This window comes from Variovorax guangxiensis (assembly GCF_003952165.1).
GTDB lineage: Bacteria > Pseudomonadota > Gammaproteobacteria > Burkholderiales > Burkholderiaceae_C > Variovorax > Variovorax guangxiensis.
In genome coordinates, this window is the sequence record NZ_RXFT01000015.1 from 141825 (window position 1) to 164010 (window position 22186).

General features: G+C 66.6%; 21 protein-coding genes and 2 tRNA genes. 16 read left to right on the forward strand and 7 right to left on the reverse strand.

All coding sequences use genetic code 11. From position 1 onward, the window contains the following. The first annotated feature begins 9 nt into the window (after window positions 1-9). The 3 genes from EJP67_RS27585 (at window position 10) to EJP67_RS27595 (ending at window position 3356) form a co-directional block, all read left to right on the forward strand. Window positions 10-1404 (forward strand): DNA recombination protein RmuC, encoded by a 1395-nt coding sequence (locus EJP67_RS27585; protein ID WP_126024928.1) that lies wholly within the window; start codon window positions 10-12, stop codon window positions 1402-1404. Further along, window positions 1401-2564 (forward strand): MFS transporter, encoded by a 1164-nt coding sequence (locus EJP67_RS27590; protein ID WP_126024929.1) that lies wholly within the window; start codon window positions 1401-1403, stop codon window positions 2562-2564. Before EJP67_RS27585 ends, EJP67_RS27590 begins: the two co-directional genes overlap by 4 nt. A gap of 120 nt (window positions 2565-2684) precedes the next feature. Further along, on the forward strand, window positions 2685-3356 hold the full coding sequence (locus EJP67_RS27595; RefSeq protein ID WP_126024930.1) for a TetR/AcrR family transcriptional regulator: 672 nt from the start codon (window positions 2685-2687) through the stop codon (window positions 3354-3356). A gap of 41 nt (window positions 3357-3397) precedes the next feature. Here the strand turns inward: EJP67_RS27595 and EJP67_RS27600 are convergent, their stop codons facing one another. The 3 genes from EJP67_RS27600 to earP all read right to left on the reverse strand — a co-directional run bounded on the left by EJP67_RS27600 (window position 3398) and on the right by earP (window position 6170). Further along, window positions 3398-4261, reverse strand: coding sequence for an LOG family protein (locus EJP67_RS27600; protein WP_126024931.1), 864 nt, complete (start codon window positions 4259-4261; stop codon window positions 3398-3400). Between the two features lie 119 nt (window positions 4262-4380). Next, window positions 4381-4935 (reverse strand): elongation factor P, encoded by a 555-nt coding sequence (gene efp / locus EJP67_RS27605; RefSeq protein WP_126024932.1) that lies wholly within the window; start codon window positions 4933-4935, stop codon window positions 4381-4383. A gap of 146 nt (window positions 4936-5081) precedes the next feature. Next, complete coding sequence (gene earP, locus EJP67_RS27610) at window positions 5082-6170, reverse strand: elongation factor P maturation arginine rhamnosyltransferase EarP (protein WP_126024933.1); 1089 nt, start codon at window positions 6168-6170, stop codon at window positions 5082-5084. 74 nt (window positions 6171-6244) lie between these two features. Here earP and EJP67_RS27615 point away from each other — a divergent pair, with 74 nt between their 5' ends. Next, a complete protein-coding gene (locus EJP67_RS27615) occupies window positions 6245-7678 on the forward strand; it encodes a M20/M25/M40 family metallo-hydrolase (protein ID WP_126024934.1) in 1434 nt (477 codons plus the stop codon). A 19-nt stretch (window positions 7679-7697) separates the two neighbouring features. Here the strand turns inward: EJP67_RS27615 and EJP67_RS27620 are convergent, their stop codons facing one another. Then, window positions 7698-9782, reverse strand: coding sequence for a gamma-glutamyltransferase family protein (locus EJP67_RS27620; protein WP_126024935.1), 2085 nt, complete (start codon window positions 9780-9782; stop codon window positions 7698-7700). 144 nt (window positions 9783-9926) lie between these two features. Here EJP67_RS27620 and uvrC point away from each other — a divergent pair, with 144 nt between their 5' ends. Genes uvrC through EJP67_RS27635 form a run of 3 tightly spaced genes read left to right on the forward strand, consistent with a single transcriptional unit; the run spans window position 9927 to window position 13398 of the window. After that, window positions 9927-11888, forward strand: coding sequence for an excinuclease ABC subunit UvrC (uvrC, locus tag EJP67_RS27625; protein ID WP_126024936.1), 1962 nt, complete (start codon window positions 9927-9929; stop codon window positions 11886-11888). Window positions 11889-11936: 48 nt separating this feature from the next. After that, entirely contained in the window at window positions 11937-12503 is a 567-nt protein-coding gene (gene pgsA, locus EJP67_RS27630) for a CDP-diacylglycerol--glycerol-3-phosphate 3-phosphatidyltransferase (protein WP_093051202.1), read from the forward strand. Window positions 12504-12507: 4 nt separating this feature from the next. Continuing rightward, entirely contained in the window at window positions 12508-13398 is an 891-nt protein-coding gene (locus tag EJP67_RS27635) for a DMT family transporter (protein ID WP_126024937.1), read from the forward strand. Window positions 13399-13418: 20 nt separating this feature from the next. On the opposite strand, the gene EJP67_RS27640 is transcribed toward EJP67_RS27635, so the two are convergent. After that, window positions 13419-14366 carry a LysR substrate-binding domain-containing protein gene (locus EJP67_RS27640; RefSeq protein WP_165909713.1) on the reverse strand — a complete coding sequence of 316 codons (948 nt, stop codon included), beginning with the start codon at window positions 14364-14366 and terminating at the stop codon, window positions 13419-13421. A 53-nt stretch (window positions 14367-14419) separates the two neighbouring features. On the opposite strand from EJP67_RS27640, the gene EJP67_RS27645 reads away from it, so the two are divergent. The 6 genes from EJP67_RS27645 to EJP67_RS27670 all read left to right on the forward strand — a co-directional run bounded on the left by EJP67_RS27645 (window position 14420) and on the right by EJP67_RS27670 (window position 19860). Further along, the gene (locus EJP67_RS27645; RefSeq protein WP_420824283.1) at window positions 14420-15382 is read left to right on the forward strand and encodes an alpha/beta fold hydrolase; all 963 of its coding nucleotides are present in this window, start codon (window positions 14420-14422) and stop codon (window positions 15380-15382) included. After that, entirely contained in the window at window positions 15379-16464 is a 1086-nt protein-coding gene (locus EJP67_RS27650; protein WP_126024940.1) for a tartrate dehydrogenase, read from the forward strand. The genes EJP67_RS27645 and EJP67_RS27650 overlap by 4 nt, the downstream gene beginning before the upstream one ends. A gap of 222 nt (window positions 16465-16686) precedes the next feature. Continuing rightward, window positions 16687-16959, forward strand: a complete 273-nt coding sequence (locus EJP67_RS27655; protein WP_007830705.1) for an HU family DNA-binding protein — start codon at window positions 16687-16689, stop codon at window positions 16957-16959. Window positions 16960-16987: 28 nt separating this feature from the next. Next, window positions 16988-17063, forward strand: a tRNA-Val gene (locus EJP67_RS27660). 77 nt (window positions 17064-17140) lie between these two features. Further along, window positions 17141-19057: a SurA N-terminal domain-containing protein gene (locus tag EJP67_RS27665; RefSeq protein WP_126024941.1), complete on the forward strand. Its 1917-nt coding sequence runs from the start codon at window positions 17141-17143 to the stop codon at window positions 19055-19057. Window positions 19058-19185: 128 nt separating this feature from the next. Then, window positions 19186-19860: a histidine phosphatase family protein gene (locus EJP67_RS27670; RefSeq protein WP_126024942.1), complete on the forward strand. Its 675-nt coding sequence runs from the start codon at window positions 19186-19188 to the stop codon at window positions 19858-19860. Between the two features lie 30 nt (window positions 19861-19890). Here EJP67_RS27670 and EJP67_RS27675 read toward each other — a convergent pair whose 3' ends face one another. Both EJP67_RS27675 and EJP67_RS27680 read right to left on the reverse strand, forming a co-directional pair. Beyond that, window positions 19891-20223 (reverse strand): hypothetical protein, encoded by a 333-nt coding sequence (locus tag EJP67_RS27675; RefSeq protein WP_126024943.1) that lies wholly within the window; start codon window positions 20221-20223, stop codon window positions 19891-19893. A 50-nt stretch (window positions 20224-20273) separates the two neighbouring features. After that, window positions 20274-20522 carry a GlsB/YeaQ/YmgE family stress response membrane protein gene (locus EJP67_RS27680; RefSeq protein WP_019655888.1) on the reverse strand — a complete coding sequence of 83 codons (249 nt, stop codon included), beginning with the start codon at window positions 20520-20522 and terminating at the stop codon, window positions 20274-20276. Window positions 20523-20569: 47 nt separating this feature from the next. On the opposite strand from EJP67_RS27680, the gene EJP67_RS27685 reads away from it, so the two are divergent. From EJP67_RS27685 to EJP67_RS27695, 3 genes are all read left to right on the forward strand, one after another. Further along, entirely contained in the window at window positions 20570-21370 is an 801-nt protein-coding gene (locus EJP67_RS27685) for a YbhB/YbcL family Raf kinase inhibitor-like protein (RefSeq protein ID WP_240650805.1), read from the forward strand. Window positions 21371-21447: 77 nt separating this feature from the next. Continuing rightward, a tRNA-His gene (locus EJP67_RS27690) sits at window positions 21448-21523 on the forward strand. Between the two features lie 285 nt (window positions 21524-21808). Next, window positions 21809-22156, forward strand: coding sequence for an H-NS histone family protein (locus EJP67_RS27695; protein WP_126024944.1), 348 nt, complete (start codon window positions 21809-21811; stop codon window positions 22154-22156). The last annotated feature ends 30 nt before the right edge of the window (window positions 22157-22186 follow it).

The window sequence follows — 22186 nt, forward strand, 5'->3', positions numbered from 1 at the left end:
AACCGGACCTTGGACTCCTCGCTGATCCTCGTCGGACTGGCCGTGCTCGCGGCCATCCAACTCGTGCTGGTGATCTGGCTGCTGGCCCGCCGGCAGCCTCCGCCCGACCTCAGCGAGGTGTCGCGCATGCTGGCCACGCTGGGCGCGGCCAACGAGCGCACCGAGCGTGAGCTGCGCAACGACATCGGCGAGAGCTCGCGCGGTGCCCGGCAGGAAACCGCGCAGGCCTTCGCCACCTTCCAGCGGGCACTGGTGCAGCAGGGCGCCGAGGCCACGCGCACGCAGAACGCGCAGCTCGACGCCTTCGCGCTGCAGCTCGCGTCGCTGCAGAAGACGCTGGCGGACACGCTCAACAACCAACTGCAGGGGCTGAGCGAATCGAACGCGCGGCGCCTGTCGGAAGTGCGCGCGACCATGGAGGCGCAGCTCGCGCAGCTGCAGCAGACCAACGCCGCCAAGCTCGACGAGATGCGCAAGACCGTCGACGAGAAGCTGCAGACCACGCTTGAAGCGCGCCTTGGCGAAAGCTTCAGGCAGGTGGCCGACCGGCTCGAGCAGGTGCACAAGGGCCTGGGCGAGATGCAGACGCTGGCCGTGGGCGTCGGCAGCCTGCAGCGCGTGCTGACCAACGTGAAGACGCGCGGCATGTTCGGCGAAGTGCAGCTGGAGGCGCTTCTCGAGCAGGTGCTCACGCCCGAGCAGTACGCCAGGCAAGTCGAGACCAAGCCGCGCAGCGGGCAGCGCGTGGACTTCGCCATCCGCTTTCCCGGCCGCGGCGACGATGGCGCGCCGGTGTGGCTGCCCATCGACGCCAAGTTTCCGCGCGACGACTATGAGCGGCTCATCGACGCGCACGAGCGCGCCGATGCGGCGGGCGTCGAACTCGCGGCGAAGGCATTGGAGGCGCGCATCCGCACCGAGGCCAAGTCCATCGCCGACAACTACCTTGCGGCACCGCACACCACCGATTTCGCGATCCTGTTCCTGCCCGTGGAAAGCCTCTACGCCGAGGTGCTGCGGCGGCCCGGCCTGATGGACGCGCTGCAGCGCCAGCACCGCGTGACGCTGGCCGGCCCCACCACCTTGCTCGCGATGCTCAACAGCCTGCACATGGGCTTTCGCACGCTCGCGCTGGAGCGGCAGGCCTCCGAGGTCTGGAAGGTGCTGGGCGCGGTCAAGACCGAATTCGAGCGCTACGGCGAGTGGGTCGCCCGCATCAAGGAGCAGGTGGCCAAGGCCTCCGACACCATCGACAAGGCCGACACGCGCGCCCGGCAGATGCGCCTGGCGCTGCGCAAGGTGGAGGCACTGCCCGAGGCACAGGCCCAGGCGCTGTTGCCGCCCACCACCTCCGGCACCGAAGCCGACAACAACGAGAAAGAAGAGGGCGAGAACTCCCCGTGAAAGGTTCCGAACTGCTGCGTGTGATCGGCGCCCAGGTGTGCCTGCACGCGACCATGGCCGGCATGCGGCTCGCCACGCCGCTGCTGGCGCTCCAACAGGGCTACAGCGCGGCGGCGGTCGGCGTGCTGATCTCCCTCTTTGCGCTGACCCAGGTTTTTCTCGCACTGCCGGCGGGGCGCTTTGCCGACCGGTACGGCTTCAAGCGGCCGCTGTGGCTGTCCGTCGTCGCCGCGGTCGTCGGCGCGGGGCTGGTGGTGATCTTTCCGGTATTCCCGGTGATGTGCCTCGCGGCGCTGTTGACCGGCGGCGCCACCGGCGCGACGGTGATCGCGCTGCAGCGGCACGTGGGGCGCTCGGCCACCAACGCGACGCAGCTCAAGCGCGTGTTCAGCTGGCTGGCCATCGCGCCGGCCGTCGCCAACTTCGTCGGGCCGTTCCTGGCGGGCATGCTGATCGACCACGCGGGCCGCGCGCCGGCCGACATGCTCGCGTTCCGAATCTCCTTCGCGGTGATGGCGGCGCTGCCCATCCTCTGCTGGATGCTTGCGCGCGGCGCGGACGAACCGCCGCCAGCTCCGCCGCCCGCCGGCGCCAAGCCGACGCGCGCCTGGGACCTGCTGCGCGAGCCGATGTTCCGCCGCCTGCTGTTCGTGAACTGGCTGCAGTCGTCGAGCTGGGACGTGCACGCCTTCGTGCTGCCGATCCTGGGGCACGACCGGGGCATCAGCGCTTCGGTGATCGGCTCGATCCTCGGCGCCTTCGCCATCGCGGCGGCGGTGATCCGCGTGGTGCTGCCGGTGATCGCCTCGCGCGCCTCGGAACGCAACGTGATCCTGACCTCGACAGCGGTCACGGCGCTGGTGTTCGCGGTGTATCCGCTGCTGGATTCGGCCTGGACCATGGGCATCTGCTCTGTGGTGCTCGGCTTCGCCCTGGGCGCGGTGCAACCGATGGTGATGAGCATGCTCCACCAGATCACGCCGCACACACGGCACGGCGAGGCACTGGGGCTGCGGCTGATGACCATCAACGCGTCGAGCGTGGCGATGCCGATGCTGTTCGGCTCGCTCGGCGCGCTGATCGGCATTGCCGGTGTGTTCTGGGTGGTGGGAGGTGTGGTGGCGATCGGAGCGAGAGCGACCTGGGGCCTGAAGGTTTGATCCGGCGGGCGCGTGGCTCGTAATCCACATCCGGGACAGGAGTACTTCCCATCCCTTTGACAATCTACTGACCCGAAGTCAGTATCTAGGCCTTCATCAACGGCCCGAAGGCGACGATAGATGACCCCGAGCGGCGACACCGCCACGAATTCCCCCGGTGCCGATGGCGAGCTTTCCCAGCGCCGGCGCACCAAGGCTCCCGAGACGCGCGCAGCCGCGCTGATGGAGGCGGCCCAGCGCCTCTTCATCGACAAGGGCATCGCCGCCACGAGCATCGACGACATCGCCGCCGGCGCGCAGGTGGCCAAGGGCACCTTCTATCTGTACTTTCCGTCGAAGGAGGCGCTGCTCGGCGCCTTGCAGCAGCGCTTCGTCGACATCTTCTGCGAGCGGCTGCAGGAGGCCATGGACCGCCAACGGCCGGGCAACTATCACGCCCGGCTGAAGGCCTGGGTGGAGACGGGGCTCGAGATCTACCTCGACAACGTCGCACTGCACGACGTCGTCTTCCACGAATACCGCCCCGAAGACCGCCGCATGCGCAACGACAACGCCGTCATCGCGCAGTTGGCGGGCTTGCTGAAGCAGGGCGATGGCGCCGGCTTCTGGGACGTGGAGGATGCGACGCTCACGGCCGTGATCCTCTTCAATGCGCTGCACGGCGTGGCCGACGATGCCGTGGCGACCGGGCAGACCGGCGCTTCGGAGCGCAAGCGCCGCGCGCGGGCGCTCACGAGGTTCTTCGAGCAGGCGCTGCATCCGGCGGAGGATGAGGATGACAGCGCCGATTGATGCACCGACCGAGGCGATCAAGCGGCGGCTTCAGTGCACGTTCAGAGTTTGTAGAAGCGCTTGATCGCGCTCCAGGCATCCTCGGGCGCATCGACGTATTCGAAGAGCTTCACGTCGCCCGGCGAGATCACGCCCTCGTCGACGAGGAAGTCGAAGTCGATCAGCCGCTTCCAGTAGTCGGAGCCGAAGAGCACGATCGGCACCGGCTTCGACTTCTTGGTCTGTACCAGCGTGATCACCTCGAACAGCTCGTCGAGCGTGCCGAAGCCGCCCGGGAATGCCACCAGCGCCTTCGCACGCATCATGAAGTGCATCTTGCGGATGGCGAAGTAGTGGAACTTGAAGCTCAGCGCCGGCGTGACGTAGGGGTTGGCTTCCTCTTCCATCGGCAGCGCGATGGCCAGGCCCACCGAAAGCCCGCCGCCTTCGTGCGCACCGCGGTTGGCCGCCTGCATGATGCCGGGGCCGCCGCCGGTGCAGATGAAGAGCTTGTCCTGCGGCTCCCTGTCGTTGCTGTACTGGGCCACCAGCTTGCCGAATGCGCGCGCCTTCTCGTAGTAGTGCGAGTTGCGCGCCAGCCGGCGCCAGCGCTCGGATGCGGCCGTGTCGCCGCTGAGCTCGGCCTGCGCGATCATGGCCGCTGCGTCTTCCTCGCTGCGGAAGCGCGCACTGCCGAACACCACCACGGTGTTCTCGATGCCATGGGCGCGCTGCTCGATGTCGGGCTTCATCAGCTCGAGCTGCATGCGGATGCCGCGCGTCTCGCGGCGCAGCAGGAATTCGGGGTCGGCGAAGGCGATGCGCGAAGGATCGGGGTCGAGCGGAAGGCCCTGGTCCGCATGGGCCTGGAGCGTGGCCCAGGCATCGGCCAGGCGCTTGTCGTGAAGGTTGTGCGTGTTGTTCATGGAGAAAGCGGACAGGTTGTCCGGGTGATTGTGCAGCGTCGCAACCATCATGCCCGGAAACGAAAAAGGCTCCTTGCGGAGCCTTTTTCGGGGTGGTGGTCAGCCGGGGAAGCCGGGACTCAGACGCGCTTGCGGTATTCGCCGGTGCGCGTGTCGATTTCGATGCGGTCGCCTTGCGAGACGAAGAGCGGAACCGGCACTTCGAAGCCGGTGGCGATCTTGGCGGGCTTCATGACCTTGCCCGAGGTGTCGCCCTTGACGGCCGGCTCGGTCCAGGTGATTTCGCGCTCGACGCTGGTCGGCAGTTCCACCGAGATGGCCTTGCCTTCGTAGAACACCACTTCGACGGCCATGCCGTCTTCGAGGTAGTTCAGGGCGTCGCCCATGTTCTCGGCTTCGACTTCGTACTGGTTGTATTCGGTGTCCATGCAGACGTACATGGGGTCTGCGAAGTACGAGTAGGTGCACTCCTTCTTGTCGAGCACGATCTGGTCGATCTTGTCGTCGGCCTTGAAGACCACTTCGGTGTTGAAGTTGGCGATCAGGCTCTTCATCTTCATGCGCACGGTGGCGGAGTTGCGGCCGCCGCGGCTGTATTCGGTCTTGAGGACGACCATCGGGTCCTTGCCGTGCATGATGACGTTGCCGGCGCGGATTTCTTGAGCGATTTTCATAACAGGGTCTCTGGATGTTGGCCGCTCGGTGCGCGGGGCTTTGGTTTGCCGTTCGGCTGGCCCCGCGGTACATGTCCCGCGGCAGGTTTAGCGGAAGACATTCCGGATCGATGAAATCCGGGCCGAAATCCGCAAAGCCCACCATTTTAGCTTTTTTGGGTGACGAATTTCCGCAATTGGGTAATCAGGTCGTCCTGCGCGAGCAGCCGCGCGCGGGCGTCCCGGGCTGTTTCCAGCCACGGGCCGTGCATTTCCGGCTCGGGGAGGGCTGTGTCGCCAAAGCCGTTCCACGCGTGGTGGAAAAGCCTCAGCGAGGGCGGTGCGCCTAGCCAGTCGAGCCAGGCGTTCAGCTTTTCATGGTGGGCGTCGTCGTCCTGCGGATAGATCTGCCAGATCAGCGGCGCTCCGGCCCAGAGCGCGCGCACCAGCGAATCCTCGCCACGCACGAAGTTCAGGTCGCAGGCCCACAACAGGTGGTCGAAGTCGGGCTGGGTGAGATAGGGCAGATATGAAATTGATAGCGCGCCGCGGCCATGGAGCAGCGGCGCGCTTCCCTGCAGAGCCTGGACCGCCTGCGCGGCACGGCCGGCCGTTACCAGCAGGCGAGTGGGCTGCCTGCTTTCGGCGAGGCGAGCCAGCAGTCCGGCCAGCGCGGGGGGCTCGTAGCAGAAGAGGGAGACGAGGCGTTCGTCCTGCCGCCAAGGGATCTGTCGTGCCGACAGCCAGGATGCGCGATCGAAGCGCGACCTGCGCTCCATCAGGTCGGGCTCGCGAAGCAGTCCGCCGGTGGCGCTCGTGAAGCCGGGATAGAAGAAGCGCTTGGTCAGTCCGGCGCCGGGGCCCTTGAACACCGGCGAGGGCAAGCCGTGCAGCCGCTCCACGTACGGCTCCGCAGACAGGTATTCGAGGTTGATCCAGGCAATGCCCGGTCGCTCGGCGAAACGGGCGACCAGCTCCGGCGCCGGGTCGCAGCCGAAGCCTTCGATCAGCACGTCGGGCGCTGGCTGCGCCACGGCCGCCCGCAGCGCCGAGGGATCGAGCCAGTCGATCACTTGCACGCCGTCATGGCCCGACGGCGCCATCCAGCCCAGCGCCGTCGCATCGTCGATCCACAGCCGCACGCGCTCGCCGAGGGCGGCCAGCTGGCGGGCAAGCCGCCAGCAGACGCCCAGGTCGCCGTGGTTGTCGATGACCTTGCAGAAGATGTCCCACTGCTTCGATTGGCTGGATTGCATGGTCGCGAGTGTGCCCGTGTTCGCCGATGGCGCTTGCTATGCTGTCCGGACAACCACCACCGGAGAGAGAACCCATGAGGATGCAGACCTTCCGCGCCGCAAAGACCGTGCTCGCCGTCTCCCTGGCCCTCTGCGGCTTCTGCGGCACGACAGCCGCAGTGGCGCAGCCGCAGGCTCCGCAGTCGCTCACGCCGCAGCAGCAGCGCTTCCACGACATCTACAAGGAGCTGATCGAGATCAACACCACCCACTCGGTCGGCGACAACACCGCGGCGGCGCGGGCCATGGAAAAGCGCCTGATCGAGGCGGGCTTCGCCCCCGGCGACATCCAGATATTCGAACCCTTCCCCAAGAAGGGCAACATGGTGCTGCGCTTCAAGGGCGACGGCAGCAAGAAGCCGCTGCTGCTGCTGGCGCACATCGACGTGGTCGAGGCCCGGCGCGAGGACTGGAAGACCGACCCGTTCAAGCTGCAGGAGACCGGCGGCTACTTCACCGCGCGCGGCGCCATCGACGACAAGGCCATGGCCGCGGCGCTGGTCTCCGTGGTGGGGCAGCTCAAGCAGGAAGGCTTCAGGCCGAAGCGCGACGTCATCCTCGCGCTGACCGCCGACGAGGAACGCGGCGACGCGCTGAGCAACGGCGCCTTCTGGCTCATCAACAACAAGCCCGAGCTGTTGCAGGCCGAGTTCGGCATCAACGAAGGCGGCGGCGGTGAGCTGCGCGGCGGCAAGCCCAACCTGCACCGCATGCAGGTGGCCGAGAAGATGTACACCACCTACATGCTGGAGGCGCGCGACGTGGGCGGCCACAGCTCGGTGCCGACCAAGACCAACCCGATCTACGCACTCTCGGCCGCGCTGGAGCGGCTGGGCAACTACAGCTTTCCGGTGAAGCTCGCCGACGTCACCAAGACCTACTTCGCGCGCAGCGCACCGTTCGCCACCGGCCAGCTCGCCGAGGACATGCGCGCGGTCGGCAGCGGCAACCCCGACGCGTCGGTGATCGAGCGCATGTCGGCCAACCCGGCCTACAACGCCCAGTTCCGCACCACCTGCGTGGCGACCATGGTGCAGGCCGGCCATGCCGAGAACGCGCTGCCGCAGTCGGCGAAAGCTACGGTCAACTGCCGCATCCTGCCGCACGACGACCCGGACGAAGTCGAGCGCCAGCTGACCCAGGTCGTGGGCAACGACAAGATCGTGGTGCGCAACATGGGCAAGCCGCTGCGCAGCCCGGCCTCGCCGCTGAACGGCGACCTGGTCAAGACGGTGGAATCGATCACCCAGCAGATGTGGCCCGGCGTGCCGGTGATACCCGCGATGAGCACCGGCGCCACCGACAGCCGCTTCATGCGCAACGCCGGCATCCCGATGTACGGCGTGAGCGGCCTGTTCGTGGAGCCCTCCGACGCGCGCTCGCACGGGCTGGACGAGCGCATCGAGATCCAGCGCCTGTACGACGGGCGCGAGTTCCTGTACCGGCTGGTCAGCGAACTCGCGAAGTAAGGCGTAGTACGCGGCCCGTTCAGGGCGTGAAGGTGTCGCCCAGCACGATGCCTTCGCGCCGCGGGTCGGCGCCGCCGGTCAGCACGGTCTTGCCGCCGACGTTCGTGCGGATGACGGTGCTGACACCGCTGGACTGGGCGCCGAAGTTCACCGTGTGACCCAGGGCACGCAGTCCCACGATCAGCGGGTCGTCGTTGCCGTTGTTGCCGGTGTTCACGTTGGGATGCTCGCCGCCCACGTTGGTGGCGCTGTAGCTGGCACCGGCGCTGGCGGGAGAGTTGGTGGCGCCGAAGTCGACCAGCGACGTGGCCTGTTGTGCATCGAGGCCCCAGTCGAGCGCGCCCACCAGTGTCTTCACGACGTACTGGATGATCGTGCCGCCGCCTGGCGAGCCGGTGCCCATGACGAACTCGCCCATGCTGCCGTCGGCGTTCTTCCTGAACACAAGCGTGGGAGCCATCGTGCTGCGCGGACGCTTGCCGGGGGCGACGCGGTTGGCGACCTTGACGCTCGGAGTCACGCTGGTGTCGTCGGGGTTGGCCGAGAAGTCGGTGAGCTGGTTGTTCAGCATGAAGCCCTGCGTCATGTGGAACGAGCCCAGCGTGCTTTCCACCGTGGTGGTCATCACGACCACGTTGCCATTCTTGTCCACGATGGTGAAGTGCGTGGTGCCGTGCTCCTCGGTCTTGTCGATGCCCAGCGGAACCGAACCCAGGTTGCCGGCCTGCGCGAGGCCCATGCTCTTCGACAGGCTGATGAGGCTGGCGCGGCTCTGCAGGTAGGGCTTGTTGATCATGGTGTCGACCGAGTTGCCCGGCAGCGGCACGAAGTCGGTGTCGGCCACGTACTTGTCGCGGTCGGCATAGGCCAGGCGCTCGGCCTCGCTCACCAGATGCACGCCCATCACGGTCGGCTTGCCGCCTTCGATGTCGATGGCCGTCGGCTTGTACAGGCTCATGTTGAAAGTCTCGAGGATGCCCAGGCTGGCCACCACCGCGATGCCGCCCGATGACGGCGGCGACATGCTGCACACGTAGTAATCGCGATAGGTGCCGCAGACCGGGTCGCGACGCTTGGCCTTGTAGTTGGCCAGGTCGGCCATGGTGGTCATGCCGGGCGTGATGGCCGAGCCGTCGTTCGCGGCGGTCGTGATGCCGATCTTGTCGACCATGCCTTGCGCGATGCTGCCCGTATAGAAGGCGTTGGCGCCTTGCGTGGCGATGGCGTTCAGCGTCTTCGCATAGGCCGGGTTCTGCAACTTCGTGCCCAGCGTCTTCGGTGACCCGTCGGCGTTGAAGAAGTAGGCCGTGGCCTCGGCGTCGCGCTTGAGGCTGGTGGCCGACGACGAGATGGCAGCGGCCATGCGTCCACCGATCTGGAAACCGTCCGATGCCAGCGTGATGCCGTAGCTGAAGAGGTCTTTCCACGGCAGCTTGCCGTGGTCCTGGTAGGCGATGTCGAGCATGCGCACCGCGCCCGGCGTGCCGATGGAGCGCCCGCTGGCACGCGCGCCGCCGGGCTTGGGCGGGGTTGTGTCGGCGCCGGTCGGGTCGATGTAGCGCAGGTAGTTCTCGTTGGCGGCAGCCGGCGCGGTCTCGCGGCCATCGTAGGCCTGTACCTTCTTCGTCGCCGCGTCATAGTGCAGCATGAAGGCGCCGCCGCCCAGGCCGCTGGACTGCGGTTCGACCAGGCCCAGTACCGCCTGGACGGCTACCGCCGCGTCGACGGCGCTGCCGCCGGCCTTCAGCACGTCGCAGCCTGCGCGGGTGGCCAGCGGATGGTTCGCGACCACCATGTAGTTCTTGGCGTAGACCAGCTTGTGGCCGGGCACGTAGCCCGATGCAGGCTCGGGGGCTGCGGGGTCGCCGGCGTCGCCGGAGCCGACCACCACGGACGAGCTGCCGCTTGGGATGAGGCAGCCGTTATCGGGTGCGGCCGGAGCCGGCTGGTTCGCTGCGTTGATCGCGGCGATGACCGCGAGGGCGGCCGCCGTGTTCTGCGCATCGTTGTTGTTGGAGCCGCCCCCGCAGGCCGCCAGGCTCAGCGAGAGCGCGACGGGCGTGAGCGCGCACCAGACGGCGCGTCTGTTGTTGTTTTGAGTCATGAGATTTCCCGAGTAGGTATGTGTGAAAACCACGGGCGCTCCTCGCGCCCGCGCCCTATCTTCAGCACATTCCGTTCCAGTCGGTGTCGGGGTTTGCGCGCAGGCGGCCGCCGGGGCCGCATGGCGCGCGCCACAATAGCCGCCATGTCAGACGTGCATTCCGAACAACTGCTCAGCGAAGTCGCGGCCCTGCCGCAACTGCCCGGCGTGTACCGCTATTTCGACGCGGCCGGGGCGGTGCTCTACGTGGGCAAGGCGCGCAACCTGAAGAAGCGGGTCGCCAACTACTTCCAGAAGAACCACGGCGGCACGCGCATCGGGCACATGATCTCGAAGATCGTGCGCATGGAAACCACGGTGGTGCGCTCCGAGGCCGAGGCGCTGCTGCTCGAGAACAACCTCATCAAGACGCTCAAGCCGCGCTACAACATCCTGTTTCGCGACGACAAGAGCTACCCCTACCTGAAGATCGCCTCGCACCAGTTTCCGCGGCTGGCCTACTACCGCGGCGCGGTCGACAAGAAGCACCGCTATTTCGGGCCGTATCCGAGCGCATGGGCGGTGAAGGAATCCATCCAGCTGCTGCAGAAGGTGTTCCGACTGCGCACCTGCGAGGACACGGTGTACGCCAACCGCACGCGGCCCTGCCTGCTGTACCAGATCAAGCGCTGCAGCGGCCCCTGCGTGGGCCACATCGGCCCCGAGGCCTATGCGCAGGACGTGGCCAGCGCCGAAGCCTTCCTGATGGGCGACACGCAGCTCGTGCTCTCCAAGCTCGAGCAGCGCATGACGGCGCATGCCGAGAAGCTCGAATTCGAGCAGGCGGCCGATCTGCGCAACCAGATGTCGGCCATCTCGCGCGTGCTGCACCAGCAGTCCATCGAGATCGCATCCGACAAGGACGTAGACATCCTCGCGGTGAAGGTGCAGGGCGGAAAGGCCTGCGTGAACCTCGCGATGGTGCGCGGCGGACGGCACCTGGGCGACCGGCCGTACTTCCCTGTGCACGTGGAAGACGCGGCGCAGATCCATCACGGCGAGCTCGACGACGAGGAGGGCGCGCCGCCGGCCGTCGCGGATCCGGTCGAGGTGCAGGTGCTGGAGGCCTTCATCGCCCAGCACTACATCGACGTGCCCGTGCCCGCCACGCTGGTGCTGAGCGAGCAGGTGAGCCGGGAGCTGATCGAGGCCATCTCGCAGCAGGCCGGCTCGCGCGTGACGGCGGTGTTCCAGCCGCGCGAGCAGCGCCGCCACTGGCTGGAAATGGCCGAGACCAACGCCAAGCTTCAGCTGGCCCGGCTGCTGGCCGAAGAGGGCTCGCAGCAGGCGCGCACGCGCGCGCTGGCCGATGCGCTGGAGCTGGCTTCGGACGACCTCGACAACTTCCGCGTCGAATGCTTCGACATCTCGCACACCGCGGGCGAGGCGACGCAGGCCTCCTGCGTGGTGTTCGAGCACCACGCCATGCAGAACAAGGAGTACCGCCGCTACAACATCGAGGGCATCACACCCGGCGACGACTACGCCGCCATGCGCCAGGTGCTGCACCGCCGCTATGGCAAGCTGGCCGAGGCCATGGCCGCCGAGACCGACGCCCTGCCTCCGGGCGATGCCGAAAGCGACGGCAGCGAGGCGCCGCCCAAGCCGCGCACCGCCCGCATGCCCGACCTGGTGCTGGTCGATGGCGGCAAGGGGCAGGTGTCGATGGCGCGCGAGGTGTTCGGCGAACTGGGCCTGCCGCTGTCGCTGATCGTGGGGGTCGAGAAGGGCGAGGGCCGCAAGGTAGGCCTTGAAGAGCTGGTGTTCGCCGACGGCCGCGAGAAGGTCTACCTCGGCAAGGACTCGGCCGCGCTGATGCTGGTGGCCCAGATCCGCGACGAGGCGCACCGCTTCGCCATCACCGGCATGCGGGCCAAGCGCGCGAAGGTGCGCGTGGGCGGCAGCCAGCTCGAAGACATCCCGGGCATCGGGCCGAAGCGGCGCGCGCGCCTGCTGCAGCGCTTCGGCGGCATCCGGGGCGTGGCGGCGGCGAGTATCGAGGACATCGCCTCGGTCGAGGGCATCGCCTCCGACCTGGCGGAAGAAATCTACAAGGCGTTGCATTGAGCGCCTGACCCCCGCGAGGGGGTGGCGCGGCCATGACACAATCAAGCGATGTTCTGGACCCTGCCGACCATCATGACCTGGACGCGCATCGTCGCGATCCCTTTGATCGTCGGTGTGTTCTACCTGCCGATGGCCGAGCCGATGCGCAACCTGATCGCCACGGTCATGTTCATCGTCTTCGCCGCCACCGACTGGCTCGACGGCTTCCTGGCCCGCCGGCTCAACCAGACCTCGGCCTTCGGTGCCTTTCTCGATCCGGTGGCCGACAAGTTCCTGGTGTGCGCGTCGCTCCTGGTGCTGGTGCACCTGAACCGGGCCGACGTGTTCGTGGCGCTCATCATCATCGGCCGCGAGATCGCCATCTCGGCGCTGCGCGAATGGATGGCGCAGATCGGCGCCAGCAAGAGCGTGGCGGTGCACATGATCGGCAAGGTCAAGACGACAGTGCAGATGATCGCCATTCCGTTCCTGCTCTATGACGGGCGCCTGTTCAAGGTGATCGACACCGGCGTCTGGGGCCAGTGGCTGATCTGGATCTCGGCCGTGCTCACCATCTGGTCGATGGTGTATTACCTGCAGAAGGCCATTCCGGAAATCCGGGCCCGAACCAAATAATCAAATGACATCGGCAACCCCGGCCCGCGGCGCGGGCTGGCTGCGGGCGATGCCCGCGGTCTTCGTGCTGATCTGGAGCACGGGTTTCATCGTCGCGCGCTACGGCATGCCGTATGCGCCACCCCTCAAGTTCCTCGCCGTGCGCTTCGCGCTGTCGCTGGCCTGCTTCGCCGCGTGGGTCGCGCTGGCGCGGGTCGAATGGCCGAAGCAGCGGGCCCAGTGGGCGCACCTCGCCGTCACCGGCATCCTGATGCAGGCGGGCTACCTCGGCGGCGTCTGGGCCGCGGTGCGCGAAGGCATGGGCGCGGGGCTGGTGGCGCTGCTGGTCGGCATCCAGCCGGTGCTGACGGCCGTGTGGCTCTCCTTCACCGGCGGGCGAATCACGGGGCGCCAGTGGGTCGGGCTGGGATTGGGCTTCGCCGGCCTGGTACTGGTTGTGCTGCGCAAGCTGGGGCAGGGCGGCGAGGTCAGCGTGGAGACGATGTCGCTCGCGCTGATGGCGCTGCTGTCGATCACCGCGGGCACGCTGTACCAGAAGCGCTTCGTCGCGCCCTGCGACGTGCGCAGCGCGAGCGCCGTGCAGATGGCGGCCGCCGTGCTCGTCACCCTGCCGTTCGCGGCGCTGGAGACGGACAGCATCCAGTGGAACCTGCATTCCGGCGGCGCGATGGCCTGGTCGGTGCTGGCGCTGTCGCTGGGTGGCAGCTCGCTGCTCTACATGCTGATCCAGCGCGGGACGGCCACTGCCGTCACCAGCCTGCTCTACCTGGTGCCACCCTGCACGGCCGTGATGGCGTGGCTGCTGTTCTCCGAGCCGATCACGCTGGTGACGGTGCTGGGCATCGGGCTTACCGCCGTGGGGGTGAGCCTCGTGGTGCGAAGCGGCAGCCGCTGAACTGCCTTCCTTTCTTATATCTAGCGTGATTCGGCCTTGCCCGGCTTCCAGGGCTCGCTGCGGAACTGCTCGACGAGGTGGTCGACCAGCAGTCGCACGCGGCGCGGCGTCTTCGGCCGCCAGGGCGCGATCCAGTGGATGTCGGCCTCCGCCATCGCGTACTGCGGCAGCAGGCGCACAAGCTCGCCGCTCGCGAGCTGCGGTGCGATGTCCCACAAGCTGCGCAGCATGATGCCGTGCCCGGCCATGCACCAGTCGCGCACCATCTCGCCCGAATTGCTGGCCAGCGGCCCCTGCACGCGCACGCGCGCCGTGCTGCCGTCGCGCGCATGGCGCAGCGTCCAGACCGCGTGCTGGCGCTGGCCGGCGGCGTCGCCGTTCTCGCGGGCGACCAGGCAGTCGTGCGAGGACAGCGCCTCGATGGTGGCTGGCGTGCCACGGCGCTTCAGGTAGTCGGGCGCGGCGGCCAGCACGCGCTGGTTGCGCGCGATGCGCCGCGAGACCCAGTCGGCAGCGTGGCGCTGCTGCACGGCCCAGAGCCACACCGCGCCGTCGTAGCCCTCGGCGCCGAGATCGGGCAGTTGCTCGGTGAGCACCAGCTCTATCTGCAGCGCCGGATGCCGCGCCTGGAAGGCGGCCAGCGCCGGGCCCAGCCAGAGCCTGCCGAAGCCGAAGGTGGCAGCCAGCCGGAGCGTGCCGGTCAGCTCGTTCTGCCGTTCGCCAAGCTCGCTCTCCAGCGCGGCGAACCCTTCGAGCAGCGCCCGCGCATGCAGGCAGATGGCCTCGCCCTCGGCCGTGGCGCTGAGGCGCCGCGTGGTGCGCTCGAACAGGCGCTGGCCCAGGCGAGCCTCCAGCGCGCCCAGCCGCTTGGTGACGACGGATGGCACCACGTCGAGCGTGGCAGCCGCGCCCGCGAGGCTGCCCTGGTCGCGGATCGCGAGCACAAGCGCCAGGTCGCTTCGTTCCATCGTAGGTTGATTCATGCCAGATCGGAAAGTATGAATTGGCCGATTGTTGCTTGATGGCAGGAGGGGCGCAACGCACAATCGTCGCCGTGACGGCCACTTCCTTTCTTTCCTTCCCCACTTTCGACATCGAGCGCAACGGCGTGCGCATTCACGGACGCACCGGCGGGCAGGGGGCTCCCTTGCTGCTGCTCCACGGCCATCCGCAGACGCATGCGATCTGGCACCGCGTGGCGCCGGCGCTGGCCGAGCGGTTCACGGTGGTGGCGGTCGACCTGCGCGGCTATGGCGATTCGGGCCGGCCGGCGGCGGATGCCGAGCATGCGGTCTACAGCAAGCGCGAGATGGCGCTCGACGCGCTCGCGGCCATGCGGCACCACGGCTTCGAGCGCTTCGGCGTCCTGGCGCACGACCGCGGTGCGCGCGTTGCGCACCGGCTTGCGATGGACCATCCCGAGGCGGTCGAGCGCATGCTGCTGCTCGACATCGCGCCCACGCTCGCCATGTACGAGCAGACCTCGGAAGCATTCGCCAAGGCCTACTGGCACTGGTTCTTCCTGATCCAGCCGCCGCCGCTGCCCGAGGCGCTGATCGCCTCGGACCCGGTGCGCTACGTGCGCAGCGTGATGGGCGGCCGGCACGCCGGCCTCGCGCCCTTCGCGCCGCAAGTGCTGGCCGAATACGAGCGCTGCGCCGCCATTGCCGGCACCGCCGAATCCATCTGCGAGGACTATCGCGCCTCCGCCACCATCGATCTCGTGCACGACCGGGCCGACATCGCCGCCGGGCTGCAGCTGAGGCAGCCCTTGCGCGTGCTGTGGGGCGAGCACGGCGCGGTCGGCAAGGCCTTCGACGTGCTGGCGCTGTGGCGCGAGCGCGCCGCCGATGTGTCAGGCCGGGCCCTGCCTTGCGGCCACTATGTTCCCGAGGAGGCCCCGGACGAGCTGCTCGCCGAGGCCCTGGCCTTCTTTCCTCTTCTTCCATCTTCGCAACACGCACACGCAGGAGACACTCCATGAGCACCCACAGAATCGCAGTCATCGCCGGCGACGGCATCGGCAAGGAAACCATGCCCGAAGGGCTGCGCGTGCTCGATGCTGCGGCGCGCAAATTCGGCATCGACCTGAAGTTCGACCACTTCGACTTCTCGAGCTGGGACTACTACGAGAAGCATGGCCAGATGCTGCCCGACAACTGGAAAGACCAGATCGGCGGCCACGACGCCATCTTCTTCGGCGCGGTGGGCTGGCCCGAGAAGATTCCGGACCACGTGTCGCTCTGGGGCTCGCTGCTGATGTTCCGCCGCGAGTTCGACCAGTACATCAACCTGCGTCCGGCGCGCCTGATGCCCGGCATCATCGCGCCGGTGGTGCGCCGCGACGGCACGCCGCGCGAGCCCGGCGAGATCGACATGTACATCGTGCGCGAGAACACCGAGGGCGAATACTCCAGCATCGGCGGGCGCATGTACCAGGGCACGCCGCGCGAGATCGTGGTGCAGGAGACGGTGATGTCGCGCGTGGGCGTCGACCGGGTGCTGAAGTTCGCGTTCGAGCTCGCGCAGTCGCGGCCCAAGAAGCACCTGACCAGCGCCACCAAGTCGAACGGCATCTCGATCACCATGCCCTACTGGGACGAGCGCGTGGCCGAGATGGGCAGGAACTACCCCGGCATCAAGCTCGACAAGTTCCACATCGACATCCTCACCGCGCATTTCGTGCAGCGGCCCGACTTCTTCGACGTGGTGGTGGCGAGCAACCTGTTCGGCGACATCCTGTCCGACCTCGGGCCGGCCTGCACCGGCACCATCGGCATCGCGCCGAGCGCCAACCTCAACCCCGACCGCACCATGCCGTCGCTGTTCGAACCGGTGCACGGCTCGGCGCCGGACATCGCCGGCAAGGGCATCGCCAACCCGATCGGGCAGATCTGGTGCGGCGCGATGATGCTGGAATTCCTGGGCCACAAGCAGGCGCACGACGCCATCCTGTCGACCATCGAGAAGGTGCTCGCGCCCCAAAGCGGAGCACCGCGCACCCCCGACATCGGTGGCACTGCCAGCACCGCCGACCTGGGCAAGGCCATTGCCGATGCGCTTTGAGAGCCTTTGAAAAAGGACTTCACGAAACGCCCCTAAAATCGCGCGCTCCGCTGCTCTGCATGGCCTCGCGTCTTATTGACACCCTGCAGACCAGTGGTTGTAATCCTCGCTGGCAGCGCGCTGCCGAGGCGTCAGGCCTGCCAGGTTCTTGTGTCGCACCGTTTGCGGCCAGGTCGCAGCTGACGAAAGCCGACCAACTTTTTTCTTCTACAAGGGGCCCTTGTGAACAAGACCGAACTGATTGAGCACATCGCAAAGAACGCCGACATTTCCAAAGCCGCAGCGACCCGCGCGCTCGAATCCACCATCGGCGCCATTCGTACCACGCTCAAGAAGGGCGGTTCCGTTTCGCTCGTCGGTTTCGGCACTTTCGCAGTAGGCAAACGCGCGGCCCGCACCGGCCGAAATCCCCGCACCGGCGACGCGATTAAAATCAAGGCCGCCAAGATCCCGAAGTTCCGTCCCGGCAAGGCGCTGAAAGACGCGCTGAACTGAGGCGTTAGACTCGGAGAGTTTTCCGGTGGGGTGCTTAGCTCAGTTGGTAGAGCGGCGCCCTTACAAGGCGTAGGTCGGGGGTTCGAGCCCCTCAGCACCCACCACCACCCGATGCAAAGGCGAACCACAAGTTCGCCTTTTTTATTGCCGTCCGACTGCTGTCGAAAAAGAGTGTTCAAGCATGTTTGATACCTTCCGCAAGTACAACAAGATCGTGATGATCATCTTGTTCTTGCTGATCATTCCGTCGTTCGTGTTGTTCGGCGTCGAGCGCTACCAGGGCTTCGGTCGCGACGAGAAGGTCGCGCGCATCGAAGGGCACGACATCACCAAGCCCGAGTGGGATCAGCAGCACCGCGTCGAGACGGACCGCATCCGCCAGCAGTCGCCCAACGTCGATCCGACGCTCCTCGAGTCCGACGCCATGCGCTATGCCACGCTGGAGCGCATGGTGCGCGACCGCGTACTGGCCGCAGCGGCGGCCAAGGCCAACATGACGGTGTCCGAAGAGCGCCTCTCGCGCATCTTCGCGCAGGACCCGGGCCTCGCCACCTTCCGCACGCCCGACGGCAAGTTCGACCGCGAAAGCTTCCAGCGCGTGACCGGCCGCACGCCCGAGCAATACGAAGCCTCCGTGCGCGCCGACATGGCGACGCAGCAGGTGTTGCTGGGCATCTCGGCCACGGCCTTCACGCCGCCCGCACTGGCCGCGACCACCATCAACGCCTTCTACGACACTCGCGAGATCCAGGTCGCCCGCTTCGCGCCCGATGCCTTCGCCTCGAAGGTGACGGTGAGCGATGCCGACATCGAGACCTACTACAAGGATCACACGGCGCAGTTCCAGGCGCCCGAGCAGGCCAGCATCGAGTACCTGGTGCTCGATCTCGACGCGGCCAAGAAGAACGTCGTCGTGAACGAGGCGGACCTCAAGACCTACTACGAGCAGAACGCTTCGCGCTTCGGCACGAAGGAAGAGCGCCGCGCGAGCCACATCCTGATCACCGCGCCGGCCAGCGCATCCGCCGCCGACCGCGAGAAGGCCAAGGCGAAGGCCGAGCAACTGCTGGCCGAAGTGAAGAAGGCTCCCAACACCTTCGCCGAAGTGGCGCGCAAGAATTCGCAGGACCCGGGTTCGGCGGAGAAGGGCGGCGATCTCGACTTCGTGACGAAGGGCGCGATGGTCAAGCCTTTCGAAGACGCGATGTTCGCGCTCAAGAAGGGCGAGATCAGCGGCGTGGTCGAAACGGAATTCGGCTATCACATCATCCACCTGACCGACATCAAGCCGGCAGTGATCCCGCCCTTCGAGCAGGTGCGTGCGACCATCGAGAACGACATGCGCTCGCAGCAGGCCACGCAGGAATTCGCGAAGGCCGCCGAGACCTTCACCGACGCGGTCTACCAGACGCCCGACAGCCTCAAGCCGGCGGCCGAGAAGCTGAAGCTCACGATCCGCACGGCCGACAACGTCGCGCGAACGCCCGCGCCGGGCACCAACGGCCCGCTGGCGAACCGCAACTTCCTGAGCGCGCTGTTCGCTGCCGACTCGCTCGAGCGCAAGCAGAACACCGAGGCGATCGAAGTAGGCCCGAGCCAGCTCGCGTCGGGCCGCGTGACGAAGTACACGGCGGCGCATCCGGTGCCGCTGGCTGACGTGAAGGACAAGATCCGCGCGCAGCTCGTTTCCGAGCGCGCCGCCGTGCTGGCCAAGGCCGAAGGCGAAGCGAAGCTCGCCGCGTGGACTGCGAAGGCCGATGGCGCGACCTTCGGCGCGCCCGTGACGGTGTCGCGCCGCGATGCGCAATCGCAGCCGCTGCCGGTCATCGACGCCGCGTTGCGTGCCGACGCCTCCAAGCTGCCCGTGCTCGTTGGAGTGGACCTGGGCGCGCAGGGCTACACGGTGGTGCGCGTGACCAAGGTGGTTCCGCGCACGCCGCCGCCGGCCGAGCTCGCGAAGCAGGAGCAGACGCAGGTCGGCCAGTCCGTGGCCGCCGCTGAAGACGCTGCCTATTACAACCTGCTGAAGGACCGCTTCAAGGCGGAGATCCTGGTGCCGAAGCCGGCGGATACACTGCCGGTCGCAGCGGGCCGCTGATACGCGCTTCGCTCCCCCGCGAACGAGCAGACAAGGCCCGGGCCAATGGCTCGGGCCTTTTTCTTTGCCGCGCGAACAGGTCGCACGAGGGACAACCCGCACCTTCGCTTCTTGCCAGAATTCCGCCCATGGGAACCCTCTACCTCGTGCGCCACGGGCAGGCCAGCTTCGGCGCTGCCGACTATGACAACCTGAGCGAACTCGGGCATCGGCAGGCTGTTCGCCTCGGCGAATACTGGCGCGAGCGCGGCATGAAATTCGATGCTGTCATCACGGGCACGCTCAGGCGCCATCGCCAGACCTGGGAAGGCATCGCCAAGGGGCTCGGCCTGGAGCGCGACGACGTGCTGCCGTGGCCCGGCCTCAACGAATACGACAGCGAGGCGGTCATCGCCACCATCCACGAAGGCAAGCTGCAGAAGCCCGATACGCCCGAGATGTACCGCCATCACTTCCGTCTGCTGCGCGAAGGCCTGGGCGCGTGGATGCAGGGCAGGACTTCGCCGGTGGGCATGCCGAGCTATGTCGACTTTCTCGCGGGTGTGACGACGGCGCTCGACCACGTGCGCGACAGGCACCACGGCGCGAAGGTGCTGGTGGTGTCGAGCGGTGGGCCGATCAGCACGGCGGTGGGTCATGTGCTGGGCACGAGCGCGGAGACGACGATCGAGCTCAACCTGCGCATCCGCAATACCTCGGTGACGGAGTTCGCCTTCACGCCGAAGCGGCACATGCTCGTCACGTACAACACGCTGCCGCATCTGGATGGGCCGGCGTATGAGGACTGGGTCACCTACTCCTGAAGAGCTGGCGCCTGATTGCCAGGCTGAGCCTCAGGCCTGCCAGACGCCGTAGCCGGCCTTGCGCAGCGCGATACCGAGGTCGACTTCCATCAGCCGGGCGTCCTCGTAGGTCATGGGGTTGTAGCGCTCGTAGAGCGCGGGCAGCAGGTGCAGGCCGAACTCCTGCACGAAGCTGTTGGCCTGGATGCCGGCCTTGTGCTTATCGAAACGGATGTCGGGGTCCAGGCCGGTCATGCCGACATAGACGAAGGGTTTGCCGAACTGGTAGTCGGGGTTGGCGCGCCTGAAGCGGCCGTTGTTCCATACGCGGTCGTCCAGCTCGACCACATACACATGATGCTTGGCGCGCGCTTTGCGGGGCATCGCTGGGTGGCCGTGCGCACGAGGCGGCACGGCCTTCTTTCCTGTATCGATCAGCTCTTGCGCTTGATCATTCCGTAGATGAAGAGCAACACGATCGCGCCCAGCACGGAGGCGATGAAGCCAGCCCCCTGGCCCGCGGTGTACCAGCCCAACGACTGGCCGACGTAGGTGACGATCAGCGAGCCGGCGATGCCGATGATGGTGGTGACGATGAAGCCCGCGGAGTCGTCGCCCGGCTTGACTGCCCGCGCCACAAGACCCACGACGAACCCGATCAGGATAGTCCAGACGATGCTCATGAAGATATTCCTTTGGTGTGGTGAAGTGGTGGAACTGGCCGTAAGCCATGCCCCTGCGCAAGGGGCGCATTCATGATAGCGGAGCGCTGTGCGTGCCGGCCGATGCGGCCGCGCAGCGGGCGCTGCACCCGAGAACTTGTGCCCGACTTCGTGACGCAGGTGCTGCGCGGCGTCCTACAGATTCGCCACTGGCGCGGCGGTACACCATTCGCATGCTGGAAAAACTACCCGAAGTCATTGGGCAGGCCCTGCAGGGCGTGCGTGCCGGTCTGGACAACATCGTCTTCAATACGCTCGGAATGCGCGAGGGACTGGGATCGATCGAACTCGCCAGCATGGCGTTCGCCGACCATGCGCCGCTGCCGCAGCGCTGCACCGCCGATGGAGAAGGTGTCTCGCCTCCGCTTCAGTGGAGCGGTCTGCCTGTGGGCACGACATCGTTGCTGCTGATCGTGGAGGACGCCGATTCGCCCACGCCGAATCCGCTGGTGCATGCCATCGTGGTGGACCTGGAGCCGCAGAGTGGGGCGCTGGCAGAAGGAGCCATTCCAAGCCAGGGAAACGAGGGTGCAGCGGGGCTGCATGTTGGACGCAATTCGGCCTTGCAGGCGGCCTGGCTGCCGCCCGATCCGCCGCCTGGGCATGGAGTGCATCGGTATGCGTTCCAGCTGTTTGCGTTGGCAAGTCGTCCCGAGTTTTCCGAAACGCCCGGAAGAGACGAAGTCGTCGACGGCTTGCGCGAACATGCCGTCGCCAGCGGACTGCTGGTCGGTACTCACGAAAGATCCGATGGATCGATCAGGATTCCGGATGCCGTGCCACCGGGCGGATCGGCGATTGCGGGGTGAAATGCTGCTCTTTCTGGCTCTTTGTGCATTGCGCCGTCAAAACCGCGATTTTTAACGCTACAATCGTAGGCTCTGTGGTGGCTGTAGCTCAGCTGGTAGAGTCCCAGATTGTGATTCTGGTCGTCGTGGGTTCGAGTCCCATCAGCCACCCCAAAATATCTCCTTTGTGCTATTGCGCAATAGCACATTCAAAGGAACAAAAACGCCGGGTTTGTCCCGGCGTTGTCTTTTTCGGTCCCCGCATCTTCTGCGGTCCCTTCGCGCCGAAGCCTCTTTTTCTCTCTTGCCCAGCTATAGGCCGCTCACCGGCGCCCATCGCTTTATGTTGCGAGTTGTTGCACTAATGCAATGCGGCGCCGTTTTTTCACTCGTTAAGGCACTTGTGTCAAATGTAAACTGAATTAAAATCGCCCCGTTTTCAATTTCAGGAGTCCAAGAATGGCTTCGACCCTCGCCGATATCAATTCCCAGATCAAGAAGCACGACGAGCAGATTGCGCAATTGCGCAAGCAGGCCGAAGACCTGCGCAACCAGGAACGCGCCGGCGTGATCGAAGAGGTGCGCCGGAAGATCGCCGAATACGGTTTGACGGCCTCTGATCTGAAACTGACCGGCCGCGCTGCTGGTTCCGCCAAGCGCGGTGCAAGCGCCGCTCCGGCCAAGGCCGCCGCCAAATACCGCAGCCCGACCGGCGAAACCTGGTCTGGCGGCCGTGGTCGCAAGCCGCGCTGGGTGACCGAGGCGTTGGCTGCGGGCAAGTCTCTTTCCGATTACGAGATCAAGTAAGTGCCCCTGTTTTCGCTGGGCAGATGCCCA